Source organism: Legionella sp. 39-23 (genome assembly GCF_001897665.1).
Lineage (GTDB): Bacteria > Pseudomonadota > Gammaproteobacteria > Legionellales > Legionellaceae > Legionella > Legionella steelei.
Window position 1 is genome coordinate 34517 of the sequence record NZ_MKTO01000004.1, and the last position, 24440, is coordinate 58956.

Genomic DNA, 24440 nt, shown 5'->3' on the forward strand with positions numbered 1-24440 from the left:
AAAATTTTGCGCTACGTACACATAGAAAACCCTGGTTCACACAGTCGATTGGTCATCGAAAATGGCCCAACTCCTGAATACAGCGAATCACAAATTTTGGTGCGTGTAAAAGCAACAGCTTTAAATCGAGCAGATATCATGCAACGTTATGGCAAATATCCGCCACCAGCTGGCGAGTCGGATATCCTAGGCTTGGAAATTGCAGGCGAAGTAGTTGAGGTGGGGGCACATGTCACTCAATTTAAACCAGGCGATAAAGTTTATGGGTTAGTTGGCAGTGGCGCTTATGCCGAATTTTGCCCTGTTGAAGCATCGTTAGCTCAACACATTCCATCAACCTGGGATTATACCCTTGCTGCTGCACTTCCTGAAGCGTTGATGACTGTTTATGCTTCTTTGTTTGATCTAGGTACGCTGAAATCAGGGCAAACATTGCTTATTCATGGTGCAGGAAGTGGTATTGCATCGCTAGCAATTCAAATGGCAAAATTGATCGGTGTACACGTAATCACTACAGTAGGAACTGATGACAAGATAGATAAGGCAAAAAAACTTAGTGCAGATCAAGTCATTAATTATCGTAAACAAGACTTCGAGGATTTAATTGAGGATCACAGCGTTGATTTAATTATAGATTTTATAGGCGGCGATTATTTTAATAAACACCTACACTTATTGAAACCACAAAGCAAGCTTATCCAGATAGCATGCCTTAAAGGAAGTACCGTAGAATGCAACCTTGCATTGATTATGCGTAAAAGACTGCAAATTATTGGTTTTGTACTCCGCTCTCAATCTATTGAGGAAAAAAGTAAATTATGGCGCGAAGCTCATAATGCATGGACGAAGTACCTCGAAGCAAAAAAAATAATCCCTATTATTGATTCGGAGTTTAAACTAGAACAAATTGAAGAAGCCCACCAACGGATACAATCAGGTGTGCATTTTGGAAAAATTGTTGTGCATGTGGATTAATTGTAGTCGCTTGTTTGCCTGAGCGAGTGCTTCATCTATTATTCTTAAGCAGTTACAAACACCGAAAATACCAGACAATGTAAGCTGGGCTTATCAGCCCAGCCTACTTACGGCAATTAGTATCCAGGTCGGCATACGTTCACACCTAGCTCGATGCAGTTTTCTTCTTATCCAAACGGAGAGAACGATCTAATAATTGCTCATAGATAGGTCCATTTGGAGTGAGCTGCAGCACAATAGTTGCGGTAATACATGCCATCATCACAGGGAAAATTAAATAATAATTATGAGTCATTTCTACCACTAATACGGCTCCGGTTATTGGTGCGCGTGTTGATGAAGCAAACAGGGCGGCCATTCCTGCCACGGCAAACATGCCTGGTTGAGTTAAGAAATCAATATGTAACATTTCTAAAATCTGGAATATAGCTAAACCAAGAAGCGTGCCTAAAGAAAGAATCGGGGCAAAAATTCCTCCAGGGACTGATGTTCCATAACACACCATAGTTCCTATAAAGCGTGCCACTAAAAGAAAACACAAAAAACCAAATCCGGGTGCAAGAGTTAAGGCCTGATGAATAATATTCATACCACCACCCACTGCTTCAGGATGATGTACCGCTAAAGCACCAATCAAAAAACCTACAGCCAAGACGTAATATGATTTTTGTCGTGAAGTCAGTTTATCCAAGAATGTTAGTGTTCTAATTAAAGAGAGATTAAATAAAAGCCCCACAAAACCGACCACAATACCAAACAGAGCAAATAGCCATAAGGAATCAAGATGGGGGAATTCAAATACATTCATTGGAATTGTTGGCTGAGGCCCAATGATTAAATCAAGGATAACTGTAGCAGTAATACAACAGATAACAACCATACTAAAACTGGTAAAAGAATAGTTGAATTGATTGCGCATCTCTTCCAGAACAAAAATAACTCCGGCTAAAGGAGCATTAAAAGCAACAGCCAAACCAGCAGCGGCTCCTGCTGCAATTAAACTATCTTTTCTACGTCGAGAAAGGTTAAATAAGCTTCCAAGCATTTCTCCTAAACTACCACCTATGTGAATCGTAGGTCCCTCACGTCCCAAAATCATCTTTGCAGAAAGGACCAACATGCCAAAAAAGAATTTTACCGGTAATACGCGACGCCAAAATATGGTTTTTAAATGAAGTAATGTACCCTCAATCTCCGGGACACCACTTCCTGAAGCTTCAGGAGCATACTGCTTTACAGCAAAATAAGCAGCATAGACCAGAACCATCGAAACCAAACCGGAAATAAAAGCGGCCGGCCATCCATGAATGCTGAGGGATTGAAAAAAGTTATCTAGCAAGTTGCTAAGCACATCGATTGATAATCGAAACGTAGAACCAACAAGGCCTACGACAATACCCAAAACAAAAGATACAACATAGAGCATCAATATCTTTTTGCGCATTGCCTTAAATCATCCTCATTAAATTAGTAATAATTTTTAATCCTGCTTGATTAACTAAAGACAATATGGTTTCAGGATGAAACTGAACCGCATGAATGGGTAACTGTTGATGCGAAACAGCCATAACGACGCCATCATCACTCATCGCTGTAATATTCAATTCCTTGGGTACTGTATTCAAGCGTGCATAAAGAGAATGATATCTTCCTGCCTTGAAGCTCTTCCCCAAGCCAGAGAACAAATCAGGTTCACCGACTACGTTGATAATTGATGGCTTACCATGCATAGGATATTTTAGAACATCCAAAACACCACCAAAATGCTCAACAAGTCCTTGTAACCCCAAACACACTCCAAACAATGGTATGCCTTTAGAAATAACCTCTGCAATTGTCTGAGAAAGATTAAAATCACTTGGTTTGCCTGGTCCAGGAGATAAAACAACAAGGTCATATTTTTTATTTTGTAAATAATGCAAGGCCTTATCAAAACGAATTGTGCTCACCTCGGCTCCAGTTTGCCGGAGATAATTTGCCAAAGTATGCACAAAAGAATCCTGATGATCGATAAGCAATACGTGCTTACCTTTTCCAGTTAAGGGCAAATCCATTGCCTTGCTTGCAGCATGAGGCTCGCGTTTTTGCAACATATCTAAAAATGCAGAGGCTTTTAAGCGGGTTTCTTCCTCTTCTGACTCAGGTATTGAATCATAAAGCAAGGTGGCACCCACACGAATTTCAGCAACTCCTTTTTCAATACGTACTGTTCTCAAAACCAGGCCCGTATTTAAATTCCCGTCAAAACCAAACCAACCTACTGCACCAGCGTACCACTTACGGGGAGATTTTTCATGCTCTTCAATAAAATTAAGCGCCCACAGTTTTGGTGCACCAGTTACAGTAACAACCCACATATGGGTTAGAAAAGCATCTACAGCATCAAAGTTTTCTCTCAAAATACCTTCAACATGATCGACGGTATGAATCACTCGCGAATACATTTCAATTTGCCTGCGGCCGATTACTTTCACAGAACCTGCTTCGCAAATACGTGATTTATCGTTTCTATCCACATCAGTACACATTGTTAATTCAGATTCTTCTTTTTTTGAATCGAGTAAAGCCTGAATATTTTCTGCGTCCTCAATGGCATCAGCACCCCGTTTAATCGTTCCTGAAATGGGACAAGTTTCCACTCTTTTCCCATGCACTCGCACATACATCTCTGGAGAGGCACCAACCAGATATTCGTCATCACCTAGATTAATAAAAAAGCCATATGGTGACGGATTCAAACGACGCATTTGTTTGAATAAAGCAGAAGGTTGATCTTCATAATGGGTATAAAAAGTTTGACTTGGCACTACTTCAAACAAATCACCACAAGCAAATCGCTCTTTGGCCTTGGCAACAACCTGGGCATACTCTCCTGGCTCATGATCACATGTCTTTTTTGGCTTATTTGGTGCCTGGTATGTTGCAGTCCCCCCCTCTCTCGCCAAAGAATTAGTTGATTGGCCTTGAAATTGAAAATCATAACGTCTAAGAAACGCTTCTTCTTTACGATGGTTCACCACATAAATCTCATCAGGTAAATAAAGAACCATATCTCTTTGTGATGGCTCTCTTTTTTTATGTTTCTTTAAGCCCTCAAATTGAAAAATCAAATCAAAACCCAAAGCACCATATAGTCCTAAGTAAGACTCCTCATCTACTTTGAAAAAAGCCAAGATAAGGCGAATCACCGTAAATACCGATGGTTGCTGGCTACGCTCTTCTTCGCTGAAGACCTCATCAGAAGGTATCAATTTGATTTGTAACAACGTATTACTTTGTGCCAATACTTCTAAATACGCTTCATGTTCCAGTAAAGGCATAATGAATGTTAATAGCATCTTACCGCGTTGATTTAATGCATCAATTTGAATTAAATTTTGCTTGCAAGTAAGAGCCAAAGGTGGATTATAAAAACCTATATCCCAACATGTGTAACGCCCTGGATATTCAAAGCTTGATGCGAATAAAGCGCCTCTTTGTGAATCCAGATGTTCCAGCAGATTTTCTATGCCTTGTTGATAATCCAGTGGCGTCTGAGAACACTCTATCTCAACGCCCCCTTGGGTTTTATAATGTTGCAACATGAATGACTAACTCAATAGATAGTTATGGTGTGTACATCATTCTACTTTAAAAATGAGCTTCTGCAAGAAGCTCGTAGCCTAGTGTAGTGTAGCGATTATGTTTCCCTTCTCCACAGAGAAGGTGCCCGTTAGGGCAGATGAGGGGCACTTTCTCTGCCTACATTTCACTTTTAATAATCTCCTCAAGCGAACAACTCTTATCCATTGCAGCCTGAACCCACAAGCCCACTTGATGATGCGCATCCCTAAAAGGTATACCTTTCAATACTAAAGACTCTAATATTGCTGTAGCATTTAGATAACCACTATTGGCTTTTTGTGCCATTAATTTCGTATTAAATTGCACACTGCGCAAAAACGGCGTCATGATGTCCAAACAAGCCGTCAATGTATTAACGGTGTCAAACAAACATTCTTTATCTTCTTGCATGTCCTTATTATACGCAAGCGGCAACCCTTTCATGACAGTAAGAATCCCCATTAAATGCCCAAATACCCGGCCGCTTTTACCTCGAACTAACTCCAAAACATCTGGATTTTTCTTATTAGGCATTAAAGAAGAACCTGTCGCAAAAGCATCATCAAGGGTAATAAAACCAAATTCCTGAGTAGCCCAAAGAATTAAATCCTCCGCAAAACGTGATAAATGCATCATCACGATCGATGCAGCAGAACAAAACTCAATAATAAAATCTCTGTCGCTCACAGCATCCAGAGTATTCTCAATGACTCCATTAAAGCCCAACGTTTTAGCAACCCACGCACGATCCAAAGGCAAAGTGCTTCCTGCTAAAGCACCAGCACCTAAAGGAGAGTAATTCATCCGTGTATGCCAATCGTGAAAACGCCCTAAATCTCGTTGAAACATTGCCAGATAAGCAGCAAAGAAATGACCTAAATAAATGGGTTGAGCTTGCTGTAAATGTGTATAGCCAGGAATTTTATCCTCCGCATGAACACGAGCCAGCTCTTCCAAAACATGGTTTAAATTTTGTATCTGTGCGATAATCTGCAATCCAGCATCACGAGAATACAACCTTAAATCCAGAGCAACCTGATCATTGCGGCTGCGACCAGTATGAAGCTTTTTACCTACATCACCAATTTTGGTGATGAGTAATTGCTCCACAAACATATGAATATCTTCATTAGACTCATCAAATTCATGGATGCCTTTTGCTATTTCATGGCTGATTTCGTCTAACCCATTGCAGATCAAGTCTGCCTCATTATCAGTGATAAGCCCTTGACGTGCTAACATTTTTGCATGTGCTTGGCTGCCCACGATATCGTGGACATAAAGTACCTTATCAAAAGCCAGGGAAGCATTAAAATGCATGACTCGAGTATCTAACTCCTTCTTAAATCGTCCTCCCCAAGTTTTATGAGCCATCATTTACCTCCTTTATGTACCTTGCCATACACTTGTGCTGATAAAGAAAATAGATTAATAAATCCTTCGGCATCCTGCTGATTATAAACACCATCTTCTTCGAATGTAGCTAAAGCAGGATCATGTAAACTAAAGGGTGAATACATCCCATAAGGAATGATGTTCCCTTTAAATAACTGGACACTGACAGTTCCAGTCATATGTTGTTGCGTCACATCAATCAAAGCATCTAATGCGTTCTTCGTTTGAGAAAACCATCGTCCTTCATAAACAAGATTGGCATACGTTTGTTGCAAGGATTGTTTTAAATGCAAAGTTGCTCGGTCAAGACATAAACTCTCAAGCATCTGATGTGTTTTGTACAACACAGCAGCCGCTGGTGCTTCATATATTCCTCTGATTTTCATTCCAACCAGTCGATTCTCCACAATATCAGCCACCCCAATTCCATGAGAACCTGCTATTTGATTTAATTGTTTTAGTAATTCGACAGATGACATTTTTTTAGTATTCAACGCAACGGGAACCCCTTTTACAAACTCAATACTCACTAATTCGGGCTTATCCGATGTTTGCTCCAAAGAGGCGGTCATTAATAATAGATCATCAGGTCTGGGTTGTCCTGGATCTTCCAAAATCCCTCCTTCATGCGAAATGTACCAAAGATTATGATCTCGTGAATAAGGTGATTTGGGGGTAACAGGTACTTCAATCCCATGTAATTTGGCATACGCAATCGCCTCTTGTCGTGACTTAATTTTCCAAGTTCTCCATGGGGCGATAATTTTAAGTTCTGGAGCTAATGCTTTTACCGTATATTCAAAACGAACCTGATCATTACCTTTGCCAGTTGCTCCATGAGCAACCGCTTCCGCCTTTTCTTCTAATGCAATTTCAACCAGTTTTTTTGCAATAAGTGGTCGTGAAATGGTACCTAAAATATATTGATTTTCATAAAGAGCGCCTGCTTTGACTAATCGCCACAAATAGTCGCTAACAAATTCATCTTGAACGTTCATTACATAGGCTTTGGAAGCACCGCTTTTTATCGCCTTATCTTTAATCGCTGCTAAGTCTTCACTTTGTCCTAAATCACAAACCATAGCAATAATTTCTGCCTGTTGGTAATGTTCTTTAAGCCATGGAATCATTACGGAAGTATCCAGCCCACCGGAATAAGCAAGGACAATTTTTTTAATCGATTCATTCATGGATCTACTCCTGGTAGTATTGTTTTAAATGCATAATAGGCTCAGCCAGTTCTTTAGGAACCACATCGGCAACTAATTGGCCACCTTTCAGAACTATCAAGCGATCCGACATTTTGCTGAGAAAATCAAGATCGTGAGATGCAATGACCATCGTAACGCCTAAAGATTTCACTGAATTTAGTAAACTAATTACTTCATCAATTGTCGCCAGATCGAGGCCCGATGTCGGTTCATCACAAAGCAATAAATTAGGTTTCATCATTAAGCTTCGTGCTAAAGCAACGCGTTGCTTTTGTCCACCAGACAATTGATGTGGATAAGCAGATGCTTTATCACGAATCCCTAAGTTCTGTAGCAAAGAACTCGCTTGCTCCTCATGTTTTAATGTTTTGTTTTGTAAGCGAGGTGCATAAACCAAATTTTGCATTACAGTCATATGGGGAAAAAGCTGAAAATCCTGGAACATAAAACCGCTTTGTCCTTTTACTGTAATCGTTCCGGCATCTAATGTTTCTAATTGTTGGATGCAACGCAGCAACGTGGATTTTCCACTTCCAGATGGCCCAGCCAAACCAAGCACTGTCTGAACTTGTAACTCTAAATTGATGTTATTTAATACGGGTAATGATCCAAAATATTTAGATGCCTGGTTAATGACTAACATAAAGCCCCCTTTCTTCAATTTTTTTACCCATGAATTCAATCAAGAGAACCATTCCATAATAAAAACAACCAGCGATACACAAGGGAACAAAATAGGTAAATTGTTCTGCAGCAACTGATTGAGCTCGACGCATCAAATCCATCCCACCTATAGTCGCAATTAATGCTGTTTCTTTCAGTAACGCAATCATTTCATTAATGAATGCAGGAAAAATATTTTTCACAACTTGTGGTAGAACGATATCTTTCCATAAATAGAAAGCAGGGATCTGCAAAGTTTTTGCTGCTTCAAACTGTCCTTTGGGCAAATGCTCTATTCCTGATCGCAGAATCTCAGCAATATATGCAGAACTGTTCAGACCAAATGTTAAAAGCCCTGCCATTAGAATATTTGCTTTTACACCGATTAAGGCAGGTACCGCAAAATAAATAAAACTAAGTTGCAAAATGACTGGAGTTCCTCTCATCACGGAGATAAATCCATTAATTATTGGCTTCATTATTCCTTGGTATCGCAATAAAGCCAGTAATGTTCCCAATAAAGTCCCTATCAATAAACCGCCAATTAATAAAATTAAGGTAATGAGAGTACCCTCACCAATATAGAGCACATTTTGTTTTAACTCTTCCATTGTGCATCCTCCAACCATTTTTTCTTAAGAGCAGCCAACTCCCCGCTTTGTTCTATTTCGTGTAGCGCTTGATTTATTTTTTGTGTTAATTCAGAGTTCTTTTTTAGAGCTAAGCCATAGCCAGCATCTGATTTGGCAATTACAGCAAAAGACAATCCTGGATTTTTCTGACTAAATACCAGACCTTGGACACCATCTATGAGAACCAAATCGACATGGCCAGCTTTTAGGGCTGCGATGGCTTGATTATTATTATCCATAATCAAAAGATTAGCGTTAGGAACATTTTGCTTTAACCAAATTTCCATAGTACTACCCAATTGCACAGCTATTTTTTTGTCGGCTAATTGTTGTATATTTTTAATTGGATTATTTTCAGGAAAAACAGCTGCCATGCTCTCGAAATAATAAGGTTTGGTAAAATCAAAATTCTTTTTTCGCTGTTCGGTAATCGTTATCGTAGAAATCGCCGCATCAACCTGTCCAGTACTTAAGGCGGGTAAAATACTACTAAATTGCATGGTATCAAAAAATGCTTCTTTACCTAATTTTTTTGCAATCAAGCGTGCAAGGTCAATATCGAATCCTTTGATTTCCCCATGGTCGTTATATTCAAATGGTGGATATTCTGCTGCCACCGCAAAATGAATATTTTGAGTACTCTCCTTGGGAATTTTTGCGTAGCAAAGAAAGACAATCAATGAAAGCCCCACTAAAGCGATAAAAAATAGTTGTTTCATTTGAATATAAATCCAGTTTTTATGCGTTTTTTTAAATTTATCAACCTCGACTTGCTCTGTCAAGATATTTTGAATATAATTTCATTAAAATGATTTTGTATTCACATGGTCATAAATGAAGTGGAGAGTTATATGAGCCAAGATGCAGCTCTTGATGGACACATATTAAATATTGTGCAAACAGAAAAAATTGCAGAACAAATTGATTTGCAAAATAGCTTAAAAGTTCGAGGTTACACTATTCCTCAGGCAACCCTCTCGCGAAGGCTTAAAAAATTAAAAATTGCAAAAATAGGCGGTACTTATCAAGTCGTCGACTATAATGTACCGAATCTGCCTTTGGTATTGAACCTACAAGTGTCAGATTATGGCCTTATTGTGCTCCACACCCATCCTGGAAATGCAAACAGCCTGGCTTTTTTTATTGATAGAAAATTTGTATCCTTTTCATTTCAACCCATTCAAAACTCAGGGATATTAGGCACAATTGCTGGTGACGATACCGTACTGCTTATTGTAAAAAGTAAAGAACAATTAAAACATGTAATTCAACTGCTATATGATGAGTTCCCTTACCTGAAAAAGTAATAGCTATCGCATCAACTCCCTATCCAAGGTTATGAGTTTTCTATCGAACCTAAGGCCTCTACTGTCGCTCTCAAAACGCTGATGAGCGATTTTTTAAAAAACAAGACAAAGCCCCCACAACAACTAGCGCATCACGACCAACATGGTCTTTGCCCCTAAGCAAGTGGCTATTAATTGAGCATTAAATGATTTTTTGATACACTTATTCATTTTTACGTTACACTTTTGATTAGATAAAAATGCCAACTTTGAAACCCGCGCTTTTGCAAACCTTATTACCAAAAACAAGTGACGACCAAAAAACAGAATTAGAAAAACAATTAACGGGAATTTATGGCAATCTCCCTCGCAGGTTTCAAAACTTACAGGATGACTTCGAACCTTGTAAAAAGCAATTACTGGATTTATTAGCCTATATCATTCAATTAAATCCTGATGCATTACAATTATTTGCAAAATATGCAGAAAAAGTAAGGGATTTAACTGACAAATCGGCTCCCCCTGATATTTTAATTACCTTGAGCGCAGCTAAAAATACTCTAGAGGGTGCATTACCAAATATCCTCGCAAGACATAAGCAGGTCGATAAAACGGCTTTAAATTCATTTACTGTTTCATTATGTTATTCCGGTGCATATATTAATCTGGAATATGCTTTAGGGTGTTTTATTGATAAAAGCTTCCTCTCCCCAATTTTACATACTGCAAAACACGATCTAGTGTACGAATTGGCAAAGGAGTTTCTTATCAGCAGAAAATTAGTTGAACATGTGGGCAATGAAGTTCATATGGCGAATGCATTATTTAATTTTGTAGCCGATGATTTCGGTCTAACCATGTATGCAGACAAATTCGCACATAATTTTTCGCCAGAAAGACTTTTAGAGTTTAAAGATTATCTGAAGCGTCACTTCAATACTAACGCTTTTGTTGCGAAAATAGCCCAACTGTTGCCGCCATTACCAGAGGGCAGCATCAGTAATATGTCTCAACTCAAAAAGGTAGATGATTTTTTTCAGCTTTTAGGTGAAAAAACACCAGGTTGGGATCAATACTCTTTGCTTTATGATGATGAGGACATCAATGATGAGGCGGTATATATTCCCAAAAAAAATTGGGACATGTTTTTTGCCAGTGTCATTGCGGTCTACTTAGAAAAAGCCGGCTATTTCTCTGGAGTAGAAATAACTGTAAATGATAAAAAATTAGTTTATGCCGGCGAGTATGTCGTCGATGCCAGCACAGGCAAATATAGCGTGCTGTCCGACGAGGATTTATTAGTCCTTTTAAATACTTCCAATTCACCTATACACCCTGTGTGCCTTATCCAACAGATGAGTACGCAAGGCGTATTTGACTTATATAAAACGATTAATGGAACAGACGATAAATCTCGTATGCTTAAAGCGTTTTGCTTTCATACAATTCTGAATAGACCTCATCAATCTTCGGAAATTTTAGACCCTTTATATGAAATAATTAGTTCTCCCGTAGATGCGCAAGCATCAAACTTTCAAAAACCGCGAAAATTTCTAAATGCAGTTATTAAAAATGGGCATAAAATTTCTCAAGAACAGCTGAATTTCTTGGCGTCAAAACATACCGAACAAGAGCTTCAAAATTTCTTAGTGTATGTAATTAAGAATGATTTCTCTGAGCTAACCGATTATTTAATGCAATACAATGATCATTTATTAACCATTCCCTATATTATGGACTTAGCTGTCCAACACAACGCACTGAACGTAATGACAATGTTGCACCGGAAAAATGTAAATTTAAATGCACCCGGTCACCAAAATCTACCCCCGGTAGTACTTGCAGTGAAATATAATCGTCTCTCAATGTTAGCTAAGCTTCATGAGCTTGGCGCTAATTTAAATCAAAAAGTACATACCTGGCTTAGTGTTTCTCCTGAGGATGCAGGTCGCGGTCCCATTCATATTGCAGCATTCATGGGCAATACGAAAGCGTTAGAGGTTTTACAATCTCTTAATGCAAACTTAGATGAGGAGGATCTTAATAAAGAAACGGCTGCTTTTATTGCTGCTAAAAATAAAAAATATGATGTTTTGAGAAAACTGCATGATCTTGGAGCGAACTTAAGCAGAAGAGTTCTTCGGGGAGCTAACACTTTCTTTCATCCCTGTGCCTCTCTTGTTCATCTAGCTGTTCGTTCGAAGGATATCGAACTGTTAAGGACCCTTCACGAGCGTAACGTAAGCATGAACGAGTTTGATGAGGAAGGTAACCCACCCATTTTTATTGCCAATGAGGAGATGCTTGACGAACTTCTCAAGCTTGGAGCAAATTTAAACCAATTTAACAGTAAAGGATGGACTTTAGCTTGTGCTGCTGTACGAACTGGAAATGTGCATCTGCTTAGAAAACTTAAAACGCTGAATAACGGTCTTAATGAACCTGATAGAACGGGAGCAACACCAGCACATCATGCTGCAGCAGAAAATAAGGTTGCAGTTCTTCGAACCTTACATAAATTGAAAGTAAATTTTAATATTCGCAACGCTCAAGGACAAACGCCACTCGCTGTTGCAGTAGCAAATCAAAATACTCGAGTGATCGAGTATTTAGCGAGTTATGATGTAGATTTAAACGCCCTAAACAACGAGGGTCATAGCCCTATCTACACTGCTGTAGCAAACGGACTATTTGAATCGCTCGAAACATTAATCAATGTTGGGGCAGGCTTAAGTCAAATACAAATTCATGCAGACGAGCTTCTTGGCATTCTTGTTCATAATAGAAAGATCAGCATGTTTTGCAAATTACTAGAATTGGGGATTGTTTTCCAATCCGACTCAGAAAATTTAAAAGCAATGATTACTTGCATGAATACTCGGCAAATCAGTGTAGGTAAGGCCGTGCATGTTGGTGCATTTTATGGAAATATACAAATACTTGACGCACTGTCTCAAGCTCATGAAGAGCTTGATAAGTGTAATCATGAAAATGAAACTCCTATATTTATTGCAGCAAGAGCAGGCCAATATTCAGCTGTTGAATGGTTAATAAAGCAAGGGATGACTCCTGAGCCGCTAATGATAAGAATGGACTATCTACGAGAGTTAGTAAAAAATGAACAAGCAGACATTAAAGAACGCGCTGAAATAAAAATTAAGGAAGCAATGGCCAAAAATCCTTTTATATATGACGTCGAGCTTTCTCCCAAAGACATCGCAGAAATTATGGGCTATCGTGATATAGTTACTCTGTTTGATAAACCGCAACCATTACCGTCAGTCTCAACACCCACAATGACATTCTTTGCTCCGGAAGTGACATATACTATTCCAAATGCTAGCCAGACTCCCGAACCTATGGATGTAGATGAGCCTGTCCATACTAAAAAACGGCCAGCATCACCTCTAAATGATGCAACGATACAAATCAAAAAACCGTATAAAGAAACGTTATCGGATAAAGAGCATCAATTTGCTCCCCAATGAAACGAATTTCTTCCGGTTTGATAGTATGTTTTTTAAATACAATATATTTTCGTTTCACCTCGATGAAACATTTTAATTTTTTCAATAGTTATATTTTTAAGTGATAACATCCTCGCTATAATGAAGTGTTCACTCTATGGGATACTATTTTATGACCATCTCGACAAAAGAATTAGAGAAAATTTCTCAGCTCGCTTATCTGGATACAGATATAGAACATTCACCTAAACTCATCGAAGACATTAACGCAATAATGAATTTCGTCGACCAACTCGGTTCGATTGATACCCAGGAGGTAGAGCCGCTTTTTCATCCTCTTGCATTAAATCAACGTTTAAGACCCGATGTGGTAACTGAAGAAAATAGTCTTTCCGAATTAAAAGCTCGAGCACCACAATTTTCACAAGATCTTTATTTAGTGCCTCAAGTTATAGAGCAGAGTAAATAATCATGGAACATTTATCCTTAAAACAACTATCCCAAGCGCTGCATCAGGGTAAGCTATCAAGCGTTGAGTTAACCCAGCATTACCTCAAGCAAATTCAACAGCACAACGATTTAAATGCGTTTATCAGTCTAGATGAAGAACACATTCTTCTCGAAGCGAAAAAAGCAGATCACGAATTAAAAAAAGGCCAAGGCAAAACACTGACCGGTATCCCTATGGCGTTAAAAGATCTATTTTGTACCAAGCGTATGCCAACGACCTGCGCCTCTAAAATGCTTGCAAATTTCCAGTCACCTTATGAAGCAACCTTGGTAACTAAGTTGTTTGCACAAGGTTCTATTCTGATTGGTAAAACAAATATGGACGAGTTTGCCATGGGCTCGTCCAATGAAAACAGCCACTTTGGTGTGGTAAAAAATCCATGGGATAAAGAGCGCGTCCCAGGTGGTTCATCAGGAGGCTCTGCAGCAGCTGTTGCTGCGGGTTTAGTCCCTTTCGCTATAGGGTCTGATACTGGAGGCTCCATACGACAACCTGCAGCCTTGTGCGGAATCAGTGGAATTAAACCCACTTACGGTCTGATTTCTCGCTACGGTATGATTGCTTACGCATCCAGTCTGGACCAAGCAGGTCCTTTAGCACGTAGTGCTGAAGATTTGGCATTAGTACTACAGGCTATGGCAGGACATGATCCTAAAGATTCTACTTCAGTTGAATCAACCATTCCCGATTATTATGCTGAACTGAATAAACCTTTATCCAAACTAAAAATTGGCTTGCCTTCGTGCTTTTTTCAACCGCAAGTAGACCCGGCAATACAACAAGCTATTCTTGAGGCAGTTAAGGTTTTTGAAGGTTTAGGCGCTGAAATTATTCATTTAAATTTGACGCTTCAACCTTTATGGGTACCATGCTACTACGTAGTGGCTTGTGCTGAAGCATCATCCAATTTATCACGTTATGATGGCTTACGCTTCGGCTATCGTAGTAAGAATGCATCAACATTAACCGAGCTCATTCGCACGACGCGTAGTGAGGGCTTTGGAATAGAAGTAAAGCGTCGAATTCTTACTGGAACACATGTACTTTCATCGGGCTATTTTGATGCATACTATTTGCAAGCCCAGAAAATTCGTCGTCTTATTCAAGAAGAACTAGTCACAACCCTCAAATCTGTTGATGTTATTCTTGGACCAACATCTCCAACCTGCGCTTTTAAACTTGGTGAGAAAATTGCTGATCCAATTCAAAACTACTTGACTGACGTGTTTACAGTAGCGGCTAATCTTGCCGGACTCCCCGCAATTTCCATCCCCACAGGCTTCGCCAAGGGGCTACCCATAGGTTTACAACTCATGGGTAAACATTTTGGTGAAAGCCAATTGCTTCAGATTGCTCATCATTATCAACAACAGACCAACTGGCATTTGGCCAGTCCAAACCAATAAAGGTGAATTATGGAATGGGATACAGTCATTGGCCTTGAAGTACACATTCAGCTAAAAACAAAATCGAAACTTTTCTCTGGCGCATCTACTGCTTTTGGTTCAACGCCTAACTCTCAAACCTGCTTTATTGACGCAGGGTTTCCTGGGGTTTTACCAGTATTGAATCAAGAAGCTGTCATTATGGCAATTCAGTTTGGCTTGGCAATTCAAGCAGATATTAATGATCAATCTGTTTTTGAACGCAAAAACTATTTTTATCCAGATTTACCTAAAGGCTATCAAATCAGTCAATTTCAAAAACCGATAGTCAGCAATGGAAAATTGGCAATTACGCTGAATGACAGTAGTGTCAAAGATATTGTGATTGCACGCGCTCATTTAGAAGAAGATGCAGGTAAATCATTGCATGGGGTTCACCCTGGCTTTAGTGGTATTGATCTGAACCGTGCAGGAACACCTTTATTAGAGATAGTAACTACACCCTGCTTGTTTTCAAGTCATGAGGCGGTGAGTTATCTTAAAAAACTACATCAACTGGTGCAGTTTTTAGGTATCTGTGATGGTAATATGCAAGAAGGAAATTTCCGTTGTGATGTCAATCTGTCATTAAAACCGAAAGGAACTGCCGTTTTAGGAACGCGAACCGAACTAAAAAATTTGAACTCATTTCGTTTTATCGAGAAAGCCATTGCCTACGAACAATCGCGACATCAAGATTTATTGGAAAGTGGACAACACGTGATTCAAGAAACTCGTTTATATAATCCCGATACTCATACAACACATGCAATGCGCAGTAAAGAAAATGAGAATGATTACCGATATTTTCCTGATCCTGATTTACTACCGATACAAGTCACTCGTTTTCTTATTGCTGAAATTAAGAATAATTTACCTGATTTACCTGAAAAAATTCATACTGAATTAAAAAATATGCCTTCTCTCAATGAAGAAGACATTAATTTTATTCTTTCTTCACCAGCTGCTCATCAATTTTTTAAAGCAATTAAAAACCAATGTCGTGCCCCGGAAAAAATGATTATTAATTGGTTAAAAGGTCAATATGTTGCTGCTTTGAATGAAGAGAATTTAACTTTTGATACACCACGCATATCAGCAAAACTTATGGCCAATCTTCTTAATAAACTCCATGACAATTCCCTTTCTCTAAACAATGCACGAGCTATTTTTTCTTTGCTATGGGCTGGAGAAGAAGATATTGAAGCAATTATCGAGCGCGAAGGATATCAACAAATAGATGATACTGCTGCTTGGGAAGATATGATTATTAAATTAATTCAACAGTATCCTGAACAAGCTGCTGATTACCGAGCAGGAAAAGAGAAATTATTAGCCTTCTTTGTAGGACAAATCATGAAACAAACCAAAGGTAAGGCGAATCCTGAGCAAATTAATACTTTACTGAAAAAACATTTAGTATCGTAGCCCGGATTAGCGTCACGTACTCCGGGAGTTTTTTGCCATCATTCTTATATGTGTTAGCAAAAATAGCTCAATAACCGTAGGCTGGGCTGCCAAGCCTGGCATCTAACAAAGAATGTATGCACACCATGGATAAGTTACTTGTTAATTGAGATTACAATGATAGTTTTCATGATGGACATTTTGAAGAGTAGGAATTAACTCAACACATGCGGGGCTTAACAACCCAGCCTACACTTGCTTTTCGTCAACCAATTACTACCCAAGCTACAGCACAATGTTAGAATAGGGAGATCCTCGTTACACTGGGGATGGCGGATCACTTTGTAGATTACTGGCGGTTTTGCTCGGGAATACCTGATTTTTTAGGTTCTGGTATTCTTCATTACTGTTATCTTCTTCACAATAGAATTTCTTCACAACATTCCATTTGCTCTCGCTAACGATTCCCGAGGTTTTAAGTCCATGAAAATCAGATTGTGTTGAAAATATAAGAAATTTGGAGTGCCCTGCTTCCCAAGCGTCATCGATACCTATAAGTCGTTGTAAACTGAGCATACGGCTTGTGCCAAAATAACTACCGCCTATGGTGATTTCTTTTTTAGCACTAAAGTTATTGGTTACTTTTTCATGAGCTTCATTAATAATCAAAAGTAAGTTGCTTTCAAAATTTAAACTAGAAATTTGCAAGTTAAGTTCCTTTTCTAATAATTTGCAATAGTCAATCTTCGCTTGATTTCGTGATTGATGAAAAAATCTAACGGTAAAACAATCTTGCTCATTTTCTATTGTTTTTCTATATGTTCTTATTAATGAGATTGCCTCTTGCAATCGCTCTTTCTTTGCTGCTGGCACTTCCTCAGTCTTTACTATAGGCACTTCTTCAATTTTAGGAGCACTTATAATAGGAGGCAGGTCAGGGACGGAAACATGCGCTTGAGAATCTTCTATTATTATTTGCTGGGCTTCACTGCGTTTATTTCTAATTTGTTGTAAAAATGATAAAGCTTGCGCCTTTTTTTGCTGAAGGGAGTGTTCAAGCTGCTCAATAGCCCGGATGGATTGTTGATGTAGCTCTGAATTACCATTAATCCCATTTTTAATGTCCTGCACTTCGTGTTCTTTATCTGCAATAAATTGAATAAATTTTTCAAGTTGATCAGCATCTGAAGGTATGAGCCCATCTGCTTTTTTGATGACAAGACCTTCAATAGATTTTATTTGCTTAAGCAGTGCGGTTAACTTTCTTAATTCTGCTGCTTGCTCCATGATTGATTCAAAGTTTTTTATTAGCTTATTAAGCTCTGATTGCTCGCTCCTAATCGCCTCTTCAGCAGAGGTTGCTGTGCATTCCTCCAAGATTCCACCCATGATGCGCTTTCTTACAGCAAGCTGTTTTTTAAGTGTCGAGGCAAGTTTCTCACCAAACAAACGATCAAGATTCTGGCCATACTCAGCAAATGACTCAAGCGAAGCCTTTGAACTTGAAAGCAAACTAAGGTAGTCACCTTGAATGTGTGTCAGGTTGCGCTGATTTGCTACAAAATCATCGTGCGTTAATTTTACTAAAGACTTAGCCTGGAGAATTAGCTGTTGATTTCGAATGACCACTAGCTTTTCTCTAAAGGCATGCAACCGTGTGGTAACATTCTCAACGAGTGTTGAGTTTTCTTGAATGTCTTTAATAGACACATATTCACTCTTAGTTTGTCGTTGTCTTGCATAGTGTTGATTCAGAGAATGTTTCTTACGAATAATTATTGTATCGATATCATTTTCTGCCGAGGATAAGGCAAGAATCATCGCCTTTATAAAATCCAAATATTTCTTGTTGTATTTTGAGGCATCAAACCGGGTAGACGTGTATAGCTTAATATTATCTTTGTTTGATTTAATGAACTGCTTGAGGTCTTCATTAAAACCTATTTCAGCGAGCTCCTTAAGTTGCTGTAGAAGCGCTTGTTCAGCGGAGATTTCTATTGGATTAGTATAAATTAACCGCAGTTGATTATTCTTCATATTAAGTTTTGATGCACCAAAAACAATGTGCTCATATTATAACCCATCTGCACAATAAATTGAACCCACTTTAATCCAAGTGGAAATTGAATGCGCACTTCGATCAAAATCCATGATTTCTTCATAGAAAATAAGGACGTAGGCTATTGCTAAATAAAGCTATTTTAATATTCACATAATCTGTTTTGGGTCATCTATTTAAGGATATGTATGGATCTTGAAGAAAAGCTATATTTGACAAATTTTGCGCAAAAATAAAATAATTGGGGACAATAAAATAAAAAGAGTCGGTCGATAAGCCGGGTTCTGTCATGGACAATCATTCATCTGGGACATGCGTCACCGCATGCCTCAAGCAACCTACCCGAGTCCCGTGCGGGTCACACGTAATGGCTTTTCAGCCAAATGGACTCCTATTTGGTCTTGCTCCGAGTGGGGTTTTCCCTGCCACGCCTGTTGCCAGTCGCGCGGTGCGCTCTTACCGCACCATTTCACCCTTACCTCAAAGAGGCGGTATATTTTCTGTGGCACTTTCCGTAGGTTCACACCTCCCAGGCATTACCTGGCACTCTACCCTTCGGAGCCCGGACTTTCCTCCCTTTGCAAAAGCAAAGAGCGATTGTCTGACCAACTCTGATATCAATAGTAGCAGAGCGCCTAGCCAAAGACCACTACATTAGGAAATTTAATAAGAAAAAACCAGTGAAAGCAGGTTGTTCTACTCACTTAGAAATCACGAGTTCCAATAAATTCGTCATCAAAATAACGCTTTAATTTAGTACGCAAAGTACCGCGGCTTACACCAAGGACACGTGCAGCTTTTGATTGGTTGTAACGAGTTAATTCCATAACAGTGCGGAATAAAGGTGCTTCAACTTCCTCAACAATTAATTGATATAAATTCAAGTTAGCATCTTTATTACTAACACTAGTCAAGTAACCTTTAACAGCATGAATTACTTGATGTGAAAGTGCTTCGCTGCTTTGCACCATTGTATCTGTGCTCATTTAAGTCTCCTAGTACAAATTAATTAAATAAAATTATGCCCAGTACATACACTCACCGAACACTATGGACTATATAGTACCAAACATCTCAAAGAGTGTAAATATTGTTTTAATGATATTCATTTCTTAAGGAAATATTAAGGAAAAAAAATTTTACCACTTTACAACTAAAATGGACAAGGCGTATTTATTAATTAATTCATACCTCCTTATCACTCCATATTAACAATTTGATAATAATAAGAAATTCTGAATTTTTTATTTTCTTCGCATAACAAAAATCATTGCCGTCTATTTATTTTAAAAATATTACTAATAGAAACAAATTTATTATTTTTTTAAGAATTAATCGGACAAAAAATAAAAAATGACCTGCATTTGTGAACCAAATGGAAGGTTTCATTTGAGTTTTCTAGGAAAAAACAAAAAAACAATGGGACTGTATAAATAAATACGATAAGATACAGACACGTAGGGTGAATCATCCTGGGAATTAATTGGCAAAAATGGCAAGTGTAGGCTGGGCTGTTAAGCCCAACATCTACTGGGTTAACTCGTACGCTCCAAAATTCCATTATGAAGCCAAATTAACACGTATCTTATTCTAGTAAGAAATACTTCAGCGCATTGTTACAGGCTTAGCAGCCCAGCCTACGGTTACTGAGCTCTCCGAAAACCCATATTACTTCTAACCCACTGTAAAACTCTCGCCACATCCACATTGCCCTGTCTGATTAGGATTATTGAATACAAACTTATAATTTAATCCCTGTTTTATGTAATCAACACTTATATTTTTCAAGAAGGGATAACTGGACTTATCAATGCATACAACATAATTTTCAGTCAAAGGGAGTATCAAATCAGCACTCTGAGGGGAGAGCACATAATCAACAACATAAGATAAACCAGAACAGCCCGTTTTCTTTACTGATAAACGAATCCCAGTATATTCAGAATTTTTCTGTAAATAAGCTACCACGTGTTTTATCGCTGCTTCAGTAAAACTGATTTCAGGCACTGTACTTTCTACATGATGCATTACGACACTCATTATATTAACCTCTCAATTCGATTTATCTTCTTTTTATTAAAAGTAATGCTTCTTTATAAACATCCATAACCCTTACCGCTATTGGGTACTGAGTAACAGGGATATTCAACTCTTTAACAATCAACTGATAATCAATTTGTGGGACAGTATTTATAGTCTGCCCTTCCAACTGCCTGCATAACCATTCTAAGCTTGCAATGACATAAGGATTACCATTGGTTTTAAAGCAAGCTCGTACAATTATACCATCTGCATTACACTGCGTATAAAACTCAATAATGCCCTGACCTTTTTGGTTGTTTTTAACAACGTTTGCAAAACGCTCGGTCAAATCAACAACCCCCACATGTCTGGGTGAAAAAAAACAATCCCGCACAGTTCTATTATACATCATGATGGCGACATTTCACGCAATCTAGTCACCTGCGTACAAATAACGTTAATCGCATGCTCCACTTCTTCTTTCTTAGTAAAACGTCCTATTGATAATCGTATAGTACTTTGTGCTAAATCATCACTTAGACCTATTTCTCTCAGCACATAAGAGGGTTGAATACTGGCAGAACTGCATGCAGAAGTAGTTGATACTGCAAGCTCATTCAAAGCCAACAACAAAGAATCTCCATCCAAGCCTGCAAAGCTGATATTCAGATTACCTGCTATTCGCTTTTGTTGATCTCCATTAAGTTGAATACCAGGTAAATGTTTAATGCCATCCCACAGATGCTGACGATATTTTAAAAATCGTGATTGCTCTTCTTCTCGCACACTTTCTGCTAAGGCAAAGGCCTCCCCCATACCAACAATTTGATGCGTGGCTAAGGTTCCCGAACGTAACCCTCCTTCATGACCACCACCAAAACTTTGGGGCTGAAGGCGAATTCGCGGTTTGCTCCTGACATAAAGTGCGCCAATACCCTTGGGGCCATAATTTTTATGCGCAGAAAACGCCATTAAATCTACCGAAAGGCAAGTCAGATCGATGGGTATTCTCCCCGCACTTTGTGCGGCATCCACATGAAATATGATTCCTTTATTGCGTAATAAAGCACCAATGGACTCAATATCCTGTATCACGCCAATTTCATTGTTTACATGCATGATGGAAACCAAAATGGTATCCTGTCTTAATGCTTGAGCCAATTGTTCCAAATCGAGTAAGCCATTGGGATCTGGATGCAGGTATGTGACCTCAAATCCATCCTTTTCCAAACGGTTAAAACTATCGAGCACGGCTTTATGCTCAGTACTCATAGTCACTAAATGCTTGCCTTTATTTTGGTAAAAATGCGCTGCGCCGATGATTGCCAAATTATTTGCTTCTGTAGCGCCTGAAGTAAATACTATTTCCTGTGTCGATGCATGAATTGAATCAGCAACTTGTGTACGTGCATGCTCCACAGCCAGAGCTGCAACTCGTCCATATTCGTGGGTTATAGAGGAAGGATTAGCAAAATCGCCATCTGGTCCCAAATAGTGGACCATGCGCTCCACTACACGTGGATCAACAGGCGTTGTTGCCATATAATCAAAATAAATTGGTATTTTAATTATCCCATTCATTTCAGCCTCTTTTACTTGCCCATTCCAACGATTTTTGTACCTGACTCAACATTCCTCGTAACAAATTAACTTCCATTTTCTCTAAGTTTACACGATTAAATAATCGTCGCACTCGCTGCATCAAGCGTCGGGGATTTGACGCTTTTAAAAATTGAATTTCAATAAAGACTTCTCTTAAATGCTCATAAAATTGTTCAATTTCATCTGCAGTAGCATATTCATCCTGACGTAATGCCACCTCTGCTTTAGGCGCTAATAATTTCATACGCAATTCATAAGCAATAATCTGTACAGCCTGTGCCAGATTAAGCGAACCATATTCTGGATTGCTGGGGATATGGATATGATAATGACATTTTAGCAGTTCTTCATTAGTAAGGCCTGCATGTTCCCTTCCAAATACAATAGCAATTTGGGTATCATCTGCGTGTTTACTAATTAAATCTGCACAAGAAGTAGGAAGCAATCCGGGTAAGGAAAGTCCTCTAGGTCGCGCACTAGTGCCCAAAATAAGCTGACAACCAACTAAGGCTTCCTCTAAAGTTTCAGTGACAATGGCAGAGTCTAAAAGATCATCGGCACCAGCCGCCATTTCTTTGGCCTTATAATCAGGAAAAGATTTAGGCTTTACCAAATAAAGCGAACTTAATCCCATTGTTTTCATTGCTCTGGCCGTTGAGCCTATATTGCCGGGATGAGATGTTGCTACTAAAATAATACGGATTGAACTTAAATTCATAAAACCTTTTAATTAAAATATTCGAGCTATATATCATATCACTGAACCCCCTTTTTTACGATTTTTGCTTTTTTCATATTTCACTCTCTTTGTTCAAAAAAAATATGATAGAATCACCGGTTTTGTAGATTAAAGAGTATATTCATGGAACCACTTTTAAATATAGCAATTAACGCAGCACGACAAGCCGGTGAAATTATAATTCGACATATGGAACAAGTGGACCGCCTGAAAATTACCGCTAAGAACAACCATGATTTTTTTAGCGAAGTAGACATTAAAGCCGAACAGTCCATTATTCATACAATTCATAAGGCATATCCAGAGCATGGAATTCTTGCTGAAGAAAGCGGTGTGCAAGAAGGAGATGGCGAGTCAATTTGGATTATTGATCCCTTAGATGGCACGTCCAATTACTTGCATGGATTTCCTTTTTTCTCTGTTTCTATAGCAGTGAAGGTTAAAGGAAGAATAGAGCATGGCGTGATTTACGACCCCTTACGACATGAATGTTTTGCTGCAAGTCGAGGTCGTGGAGCTCGATTGAATGATAGAAGAATACGTGTTTCCAAGCAAACCCAACTCTTAGCCTCCCTTTTAGGTACTGGTTTCTCATCCCGCGACATCAATATAACTCAAAAATACTTACCTACTTTCGAAGCCTTATTAGGTAAATGTGCTGGGGTTAGAAGAACGGGTTCAGCGGCACTTGATTTGGCCTATGTTGCCAGCGGACGACTTGACGGATTTTGGGAGTTTGGCTTACGTCCTTGGGATATTGCAGCAGGCTCATTATTAATTAGAGAAGCAGGTGGATTGATTAGCGATCTACAAGGTGGCGATGATTTTCTCAACCACGGAGACGTTGTTGCAGGCACGCCTAAGGTATTTAAATCATTATTACAAACTATTTCTCCTGTTTTAAAGCAATAGAAATTAGGTGTAGCCTGGGCGAAGGCAAAAGCCGTAACCCGGGCTTCGCTTCGATTCATCCACAAATCTATACTTTTAATGGGTTATCCAAAGCTAAAAGTGCATTTGTTGAAATTAAGCGTTCACTCAATAGTTTCGCGATATTATAGCAAATTAACAATGCATCCAGATCTTTTGAGTAAATGCGAGTTCTAAAATCTTCGCCTTCGATTTTTAATAATCTAGAATCCACTAAAGCACGAATTGATGCAGAGCGCTTCCTTTGACCAAATACGCAGAACTCGCCAATCAACGCACCACTTTCACGCGTACCAATCACCTGACTCTCCTGAGACTCTGCCTGATTTAATATAACCTCTAGCACACCGGACTCAACAACATACATTGCATCACCAATTTCATTTTGATGAAAAAGAAACTCTCCTTGATGCAATTCAACAAACTCACAACTCGCCAAAAACTCGTCGATATATTGTTCGTCAACTCCTGTAAATAACAGGCAATTATGCAAATTAAATTCGCTCATCGTACA

General features: G+C 38.8%; 21 protein-coding genes and 1 other RNA gene. 7 read left to right on the forward strand and 15 right to left on the reverse strand.

Annotated elements, in window-relative coordinates; translation table 11 throughout:
- Positions 1-6 precede the first annotated feature (6 nt).
- Positions 7-975, forward strand: coding sequence for an NAD(P)H-quinone oxidoreductase (locus BGO44_RS01340; RefSeq protein ID WP_273199469.1), 969 nt, complete (start codon positions 7-9; stop codon positions 973-975).
- 145 nt (positions 976-1120) lie between these two features.
- Here the strand turns inward: BGO44_RS01340 and clcA are convergent, their stop codons facing one another.
- The 7 genes from clcA to BGO44_RS01375 form a co-directional block, all read right to left on the reverse strand.
- Positions 1121-2419 (reverse strand): H(+)/Cl(-) exchange transporter ClcA, encoded by a 1299-nt coding sequence (gene clcA, locus BGO44_RS01345; RefSeq protein ID WP_273199470.1) that lies wholly within the window; start codon positions 2417-2419, stop codon positions 1121-1123.
- Positions 2420-2423: 4 nt separating this feature from the next.
- Positions 2424-4559 (reverse strand): anthranilate synthase component I, encoded by a 2136-nt coding sequence (locus BGO44_RS01350; protein WP_058510706.1) that lies wholly within the window; start codon positions 4557-4559, stop codon positions 2424-2426.
- Positions 4560-4716: 157 nt separating this feature from the next.
- The gene (gene argH / locus BGO44_RS01355; RefSeq protein ID WP_273199503.1) at positions 4717-5952 is read right to left on the reverse strand and encodes an argininosuccinate lyase; all 1236 of its coding nucleotides are present in this window, start codon (positions 5950-5952) and stop codon (positions 4717-4719) included.
- Positions 5952-7163 carry an argininosuccinate synthase gene (locus BGO44_RS01360; protein ID WP_058510708.1) on the reverse strand — a complete coding sequence of 404 codons (1212 nt, stop codon included), beginning with the start codon at positions 7161-7163 and terminating at the stop codon, positions 5952-5954. The genes argH and BGO44_RS01360 overlap by 1 nt, the downstream gene beginning before the upstream one ends.
- A 4-nt stretch (positions 7164-7167) precedes the next feature.
- Positions 7168-7827 (reverse strand): amino acid ABC transporter ATP-binding protein, encoded by a 660-nt coding sequence (locus tag BGO44_RS01365; RefSeq protein ID WP_058510709.1) that lies wholly within the window; start codon positions 7825-7827, stop codon positions 7168-7170.
- Positions 7814-8458, reverse strand: coding sequence for an amino acid ABC transporter permease (locus tag BGO44_RS01370; RefSeq protein ID WP_058510710.1), 645 nt, complete (start codon positions 8456-8458; stop codon positions 7814-7816). Before BGO44_RS01370 ends, BGO44_RS01365 begins: the two co-directional genes overlap by 14 nt.
- On the reverse strand, positions 8446-9198 hold the full coding sequence (locus BGO44_RS01375) for a substrate-binding periplasmic protein (RefSeq protein WP_058510711.1): 753 nt from the start codon (positions 9196-9198) through the stop codon (positions 8446-8448). Before BGO44_RS01375 ends, BGO44_RS01370 begins: the two co-directional genes overlap by 13 nt.
- Positions 9199-9330: 132 nt before the next feature.
- Here BGO44_RS01375 and BGO44_RS01380 point away from each other — a divergent pair, with 132 nt between their 5' ends.
- The 5 genes from BGO44_RS01380 to gatB all read left to right on the forward strand — a co-directional run bounded on the left by BGO44_RS01380 (position 9331) and on the right by gatB (position 16595).
- Complete coding sequence (locus BGO44_RS01380) at positions 9331-9786, forward strand: arginine repressor (RefSeq protein ID WP_058510712.1); 456 nt, start codon at positions 9331-9333, stop codon at positions 9784-9786.
- Positions 9787-10025: 239 nt separating this feature from the next.
- Complete coding sequence (locus BGO44_RS01385; RefSeq protein WP_273199474.1) at positions 10026-13253, forward strand: ankyrin repeat domain-containing protein; 3228 nt, start codon at positions 10026-10028, stop codon at positions 13251-13253.
- Between the two features lie 151 nt (positions 13254-13404).
- A complete protein-coding gene (gene gatC / locus BGO44_RS01390) occupies positions 13405-13701 on the forward strand; it encodes an Asp-tRNA(Asn)/Glu-tRNA(Gln) amidotransferase subunit GatC (RefSeq protein WP_273199476.1) in 297 nt (98 codons plus the stop codon).
- Positions 13702-13703: 2 nt separating this feature from the next.
- The gene (gatA, locus tag BGO44_RS01395) at positions 13704-15149 is read left to right on the forward strand and encodes an Asp-tRNA(Asn)/Glu-tRNA(Gln) amidotransferase subunit GatA (RefSeq protein WP_058510715.1); all 1446 of its coding nucleotides are present in this window, start codon (positions 13704-13706) and stop codon (positions 15147-15149) included.
- Positions 15150-15158: 9 nt separating this feature from the next.
- Positions 15159-16595, forward strand: a complete 1437-nt coding sequence (gene gatB, locus BGO44_RS01400) for an Asp-tRNA(Asn)/Glu-tRNA(Gln) amidotransferase subunit GatB (RefSeq protein WP_058510716.1) — start codon at positions 15159-15161, stop codon at positions 16593-16595.
- A gap of 297 nt (positions 16596-16892) precedes the next feature.
- On the opposite strand, the gene BGO44_RS01405 is transcribed toward gatB, so the two are convergent.
- From BGO44_RS01405 to trmJ, 7 genes are all read right to left on the reverse strand, one after another.
- Positions 16893-18611 (reverse strand): hypothetical protein, encoded by a 1719-nt coding sequence (locus tag BGO44_RS01405; RefSeq protein WP_273199480.1) that lies wholly within the window; start codon positions 18609-18611, stop codon positions 16893-16895.
- 279 nt (positions 18612-18890) lie between these two features.
- Positions 18891-19246: RNase P RNA component class A (rnpB, locus tag BGO44_RS01410), an RNA gene on the reverse strand.
- Between the two features lie 91 nt (positions 19247-19337).
- On the reverse strand, positions 19338-19619 hold the full coding sequence (locus BGO44_RS01415; RefSeq protein WP_028381835.1) for a helix-turn-helix domain-containing protein: 282 nt from the start codon (positions 19617-19619) through the stop codon (positions 19338-19340).
- A gap of 688 nt (positions 19620-20307) precedes the next feature.
- On the reverse strand, positions 20308-20673 hold the full coding sequence (locus tag BGO44_RS01420; RefSeq protein WP_058512447.1) for a HesB/IscA family protein: 366 nt from the start codon (positions 20671-20673) through the stop codon (positions 20308-20310).
- Between the two features lie 22 nt (positions 20674-20695).
- Entirely contained in the window at positions 20696-21067 is a 372-nt protein-coding gene (locus BGO44_RS01425; RefSeq protein WP_273199484.1) for an iron-sulfur cluster assembly scaffold protein, read from the reverse strand.
- Positions 21064-22236, reverse strand: a complete 1173-nt coding sequence (locus BGO44_RS01430) for an IscS subfamily cysteine desulfurase (protein ID WP_058512445.1) — start codon at positions 22234-22236, stop codon at positions 21064-21066. Before BGO44_RS01430 ends, BGO44_RS01425 begins: the two co-directional genes overlap by 4 nt.
- A gap of 1 nt (position 22237) precedes the next feature.
- The gene (trmJ, locus tag BGO44_RS01435; RefSeq protein WP_058512444.1) at positions 22238-22975 is read right to left on the reverse strand and encodes a tRNA (cytosine(32)/uridine(32)-2'-O)-methyltransferase TrmJ; all 738 of its coding nucleotides are present in this window, start codon (positions 22973-22975) and stop codon (positions 22238-22240) included.
- 144 nt (positions 22976-23119) lie between these two features.
- Here trmJ and BGO44_RS01440 point away from each other — a divergent pair, with 144 nt between their 5' ends.
- Positions 23120-23908 (forward strand): inositol monophosphatase family protein, encoded by a 789-nt coding sequence (locus BGO44_RS01440; protein ID WP_058512443.1) that lies wholly within the window; start codon positions 23120-23122, stop codon positions 23906-23908.
- Between the two features lie 67 nt (positions 23909-23975).
- Here the strand turns inward: BGO44_RS01440 and BGO44_RS01445 are convergent, their stop codons facing one another.
- On the reverse strand, positions 23976-24434 hold the full coding sequence (locus BGO44_RS01445; protein WP_058512442.1) for a Crp/Fnr family transcriptional regulator: 459 nt from the start codon (positions 24432-24434) through the stop codon (positions 23976-23978).
- Between the last annotated feature and the right edge of the window lie 6 nt (positions 24435-24440).

Coding starts and splice junctions, on each gene's coding strand:
- clcA (WP_273199470.1), bottom strand. CDS start 2,419: ATGCGCAAAAAGATATTGATGCTCTATGTTGTATCTTTTGTTTTGGGT.
- BGO44_RS01350 (WP_058510706.1), bottom strand. CDS start 4,559: ATGTTGCAACATTATAAAACCCAAGGGGGCGTTGAGATAGAGTGTTCT.
- argH (WP_273199503.1), bottom strand. CDS start 5,952: ATGGCTCATAAAACTTGGGGAGGACGATTTAAGAAGGAGTTAGATACT.
- BGO44_RS01360 (WP_058510708.1), bottom strand. CDS start 7,163: ATGAATGAATCGATTAAAAAAATTGTCCTTGCTTATTCCGGTGGGCTG.
- BGO44_RS01365 (WP_058510709.1), bottom strand. CDS start 7,827: ATGTTAGTCATTAACCAGGCATCTAAATATTTTGGATCATTACCCGTA.
- BGO44_RS01370 (WP_058510710.1), bottom strand. CDS start 8,458: ATGGAAGAGTTAAAACAAAATGTGCTCTATATTGGTGAGGGTACTCTC.
- BGO44_RS01375 (WP_058510711.1), bottom strand. CDS start 9,198: ATGAAACAACTATTTTTTATCGCTTTAGTGGGGCTTTCATTGATTGTC.
- BGO44_RS01380 (WP_058510712.1), top strand. CDS start 9,331: ATGAGCCAAGATGCAGCTCTTGATGGACACATATTAAATATTGTGCAA.
- BGO44_RS01385 (WP_273199474.1), top strand. CDS start 10,026: ATGCCAACTTTGAAACCCGCGCTTTTGCAAACCTTATTACCAAAAACA.
- gatC (WP_273199476.1), top strand. CDS start 13,405: ATGACCATCTCGACAAAAGAATTAGAGAAAATTTCTCAGCTCGCTTAT.
- gatA (WP_058510715.1), top strand. CDS start 13,704: ATGGAACATTTATCCTTAAAACAACTATCCCAAGCGCTGCATCAGGGT.
- gatB (WP_058510716.1), top strand. CDS start 15,159: ATGGAATGGGATACAGTCATTGGCCTTGAAGTACACATTCAGCTAAAA.
- BGO44_RS01405 (WP_273199480.1), bottom strand. CDS start 18,611: ATGAAGAATAATCAACTGCGGTTAATTTATACTAATCCAATAGAAATC.
- BGO44_RS01415 (WP_028381835.1), bottom strand. CDS start 19,619: ATGAGCACAGATACAATGGTGCAAAGCAGCGAAGCACTTTCACATCAA.
- BGO44_RS01420 (WP_058512447.1), bottom strand. CDS start 20,673: ATGAGTGTCGTAATGCATCATGTAGAAAGTACAGTGCCTGAAATCAGT.
- BGO44_RS01425 (WP_273199484.1), bottom strand. CDS start 21,067: ATGATGTATAATAGAACTGTGCGGGATTGTTTTTTTTCACCCAGACAT.
- BGO44_RS01430 (WP_058512445.1), bottom strand. CDS start 22,236: ATGAATGGGATAATTAAAATACCAATTTATTTTGATTATATGGCAACA.
- trmJ (WP_058512444.1), bottom strand. CDS start 22,975: ATGAATTTAAGTTCAATCCGTATTATTTTAGTAGCAACATCTCATCCC.
- BGO44_RS01440 (WP_058512443.1), top strand. CDS start 23,120: ATGGAACCACTTTTAAATATAGCAATTAACGCAGCACGACAAGCCGGT.
- BGO44_RS01445 (WP_058512442.1), bottom strand. CDS start 24,434: ATGAGCGAATTTAATTTGCATAATTGCCTGTTATTTACAGGAGTTGAC.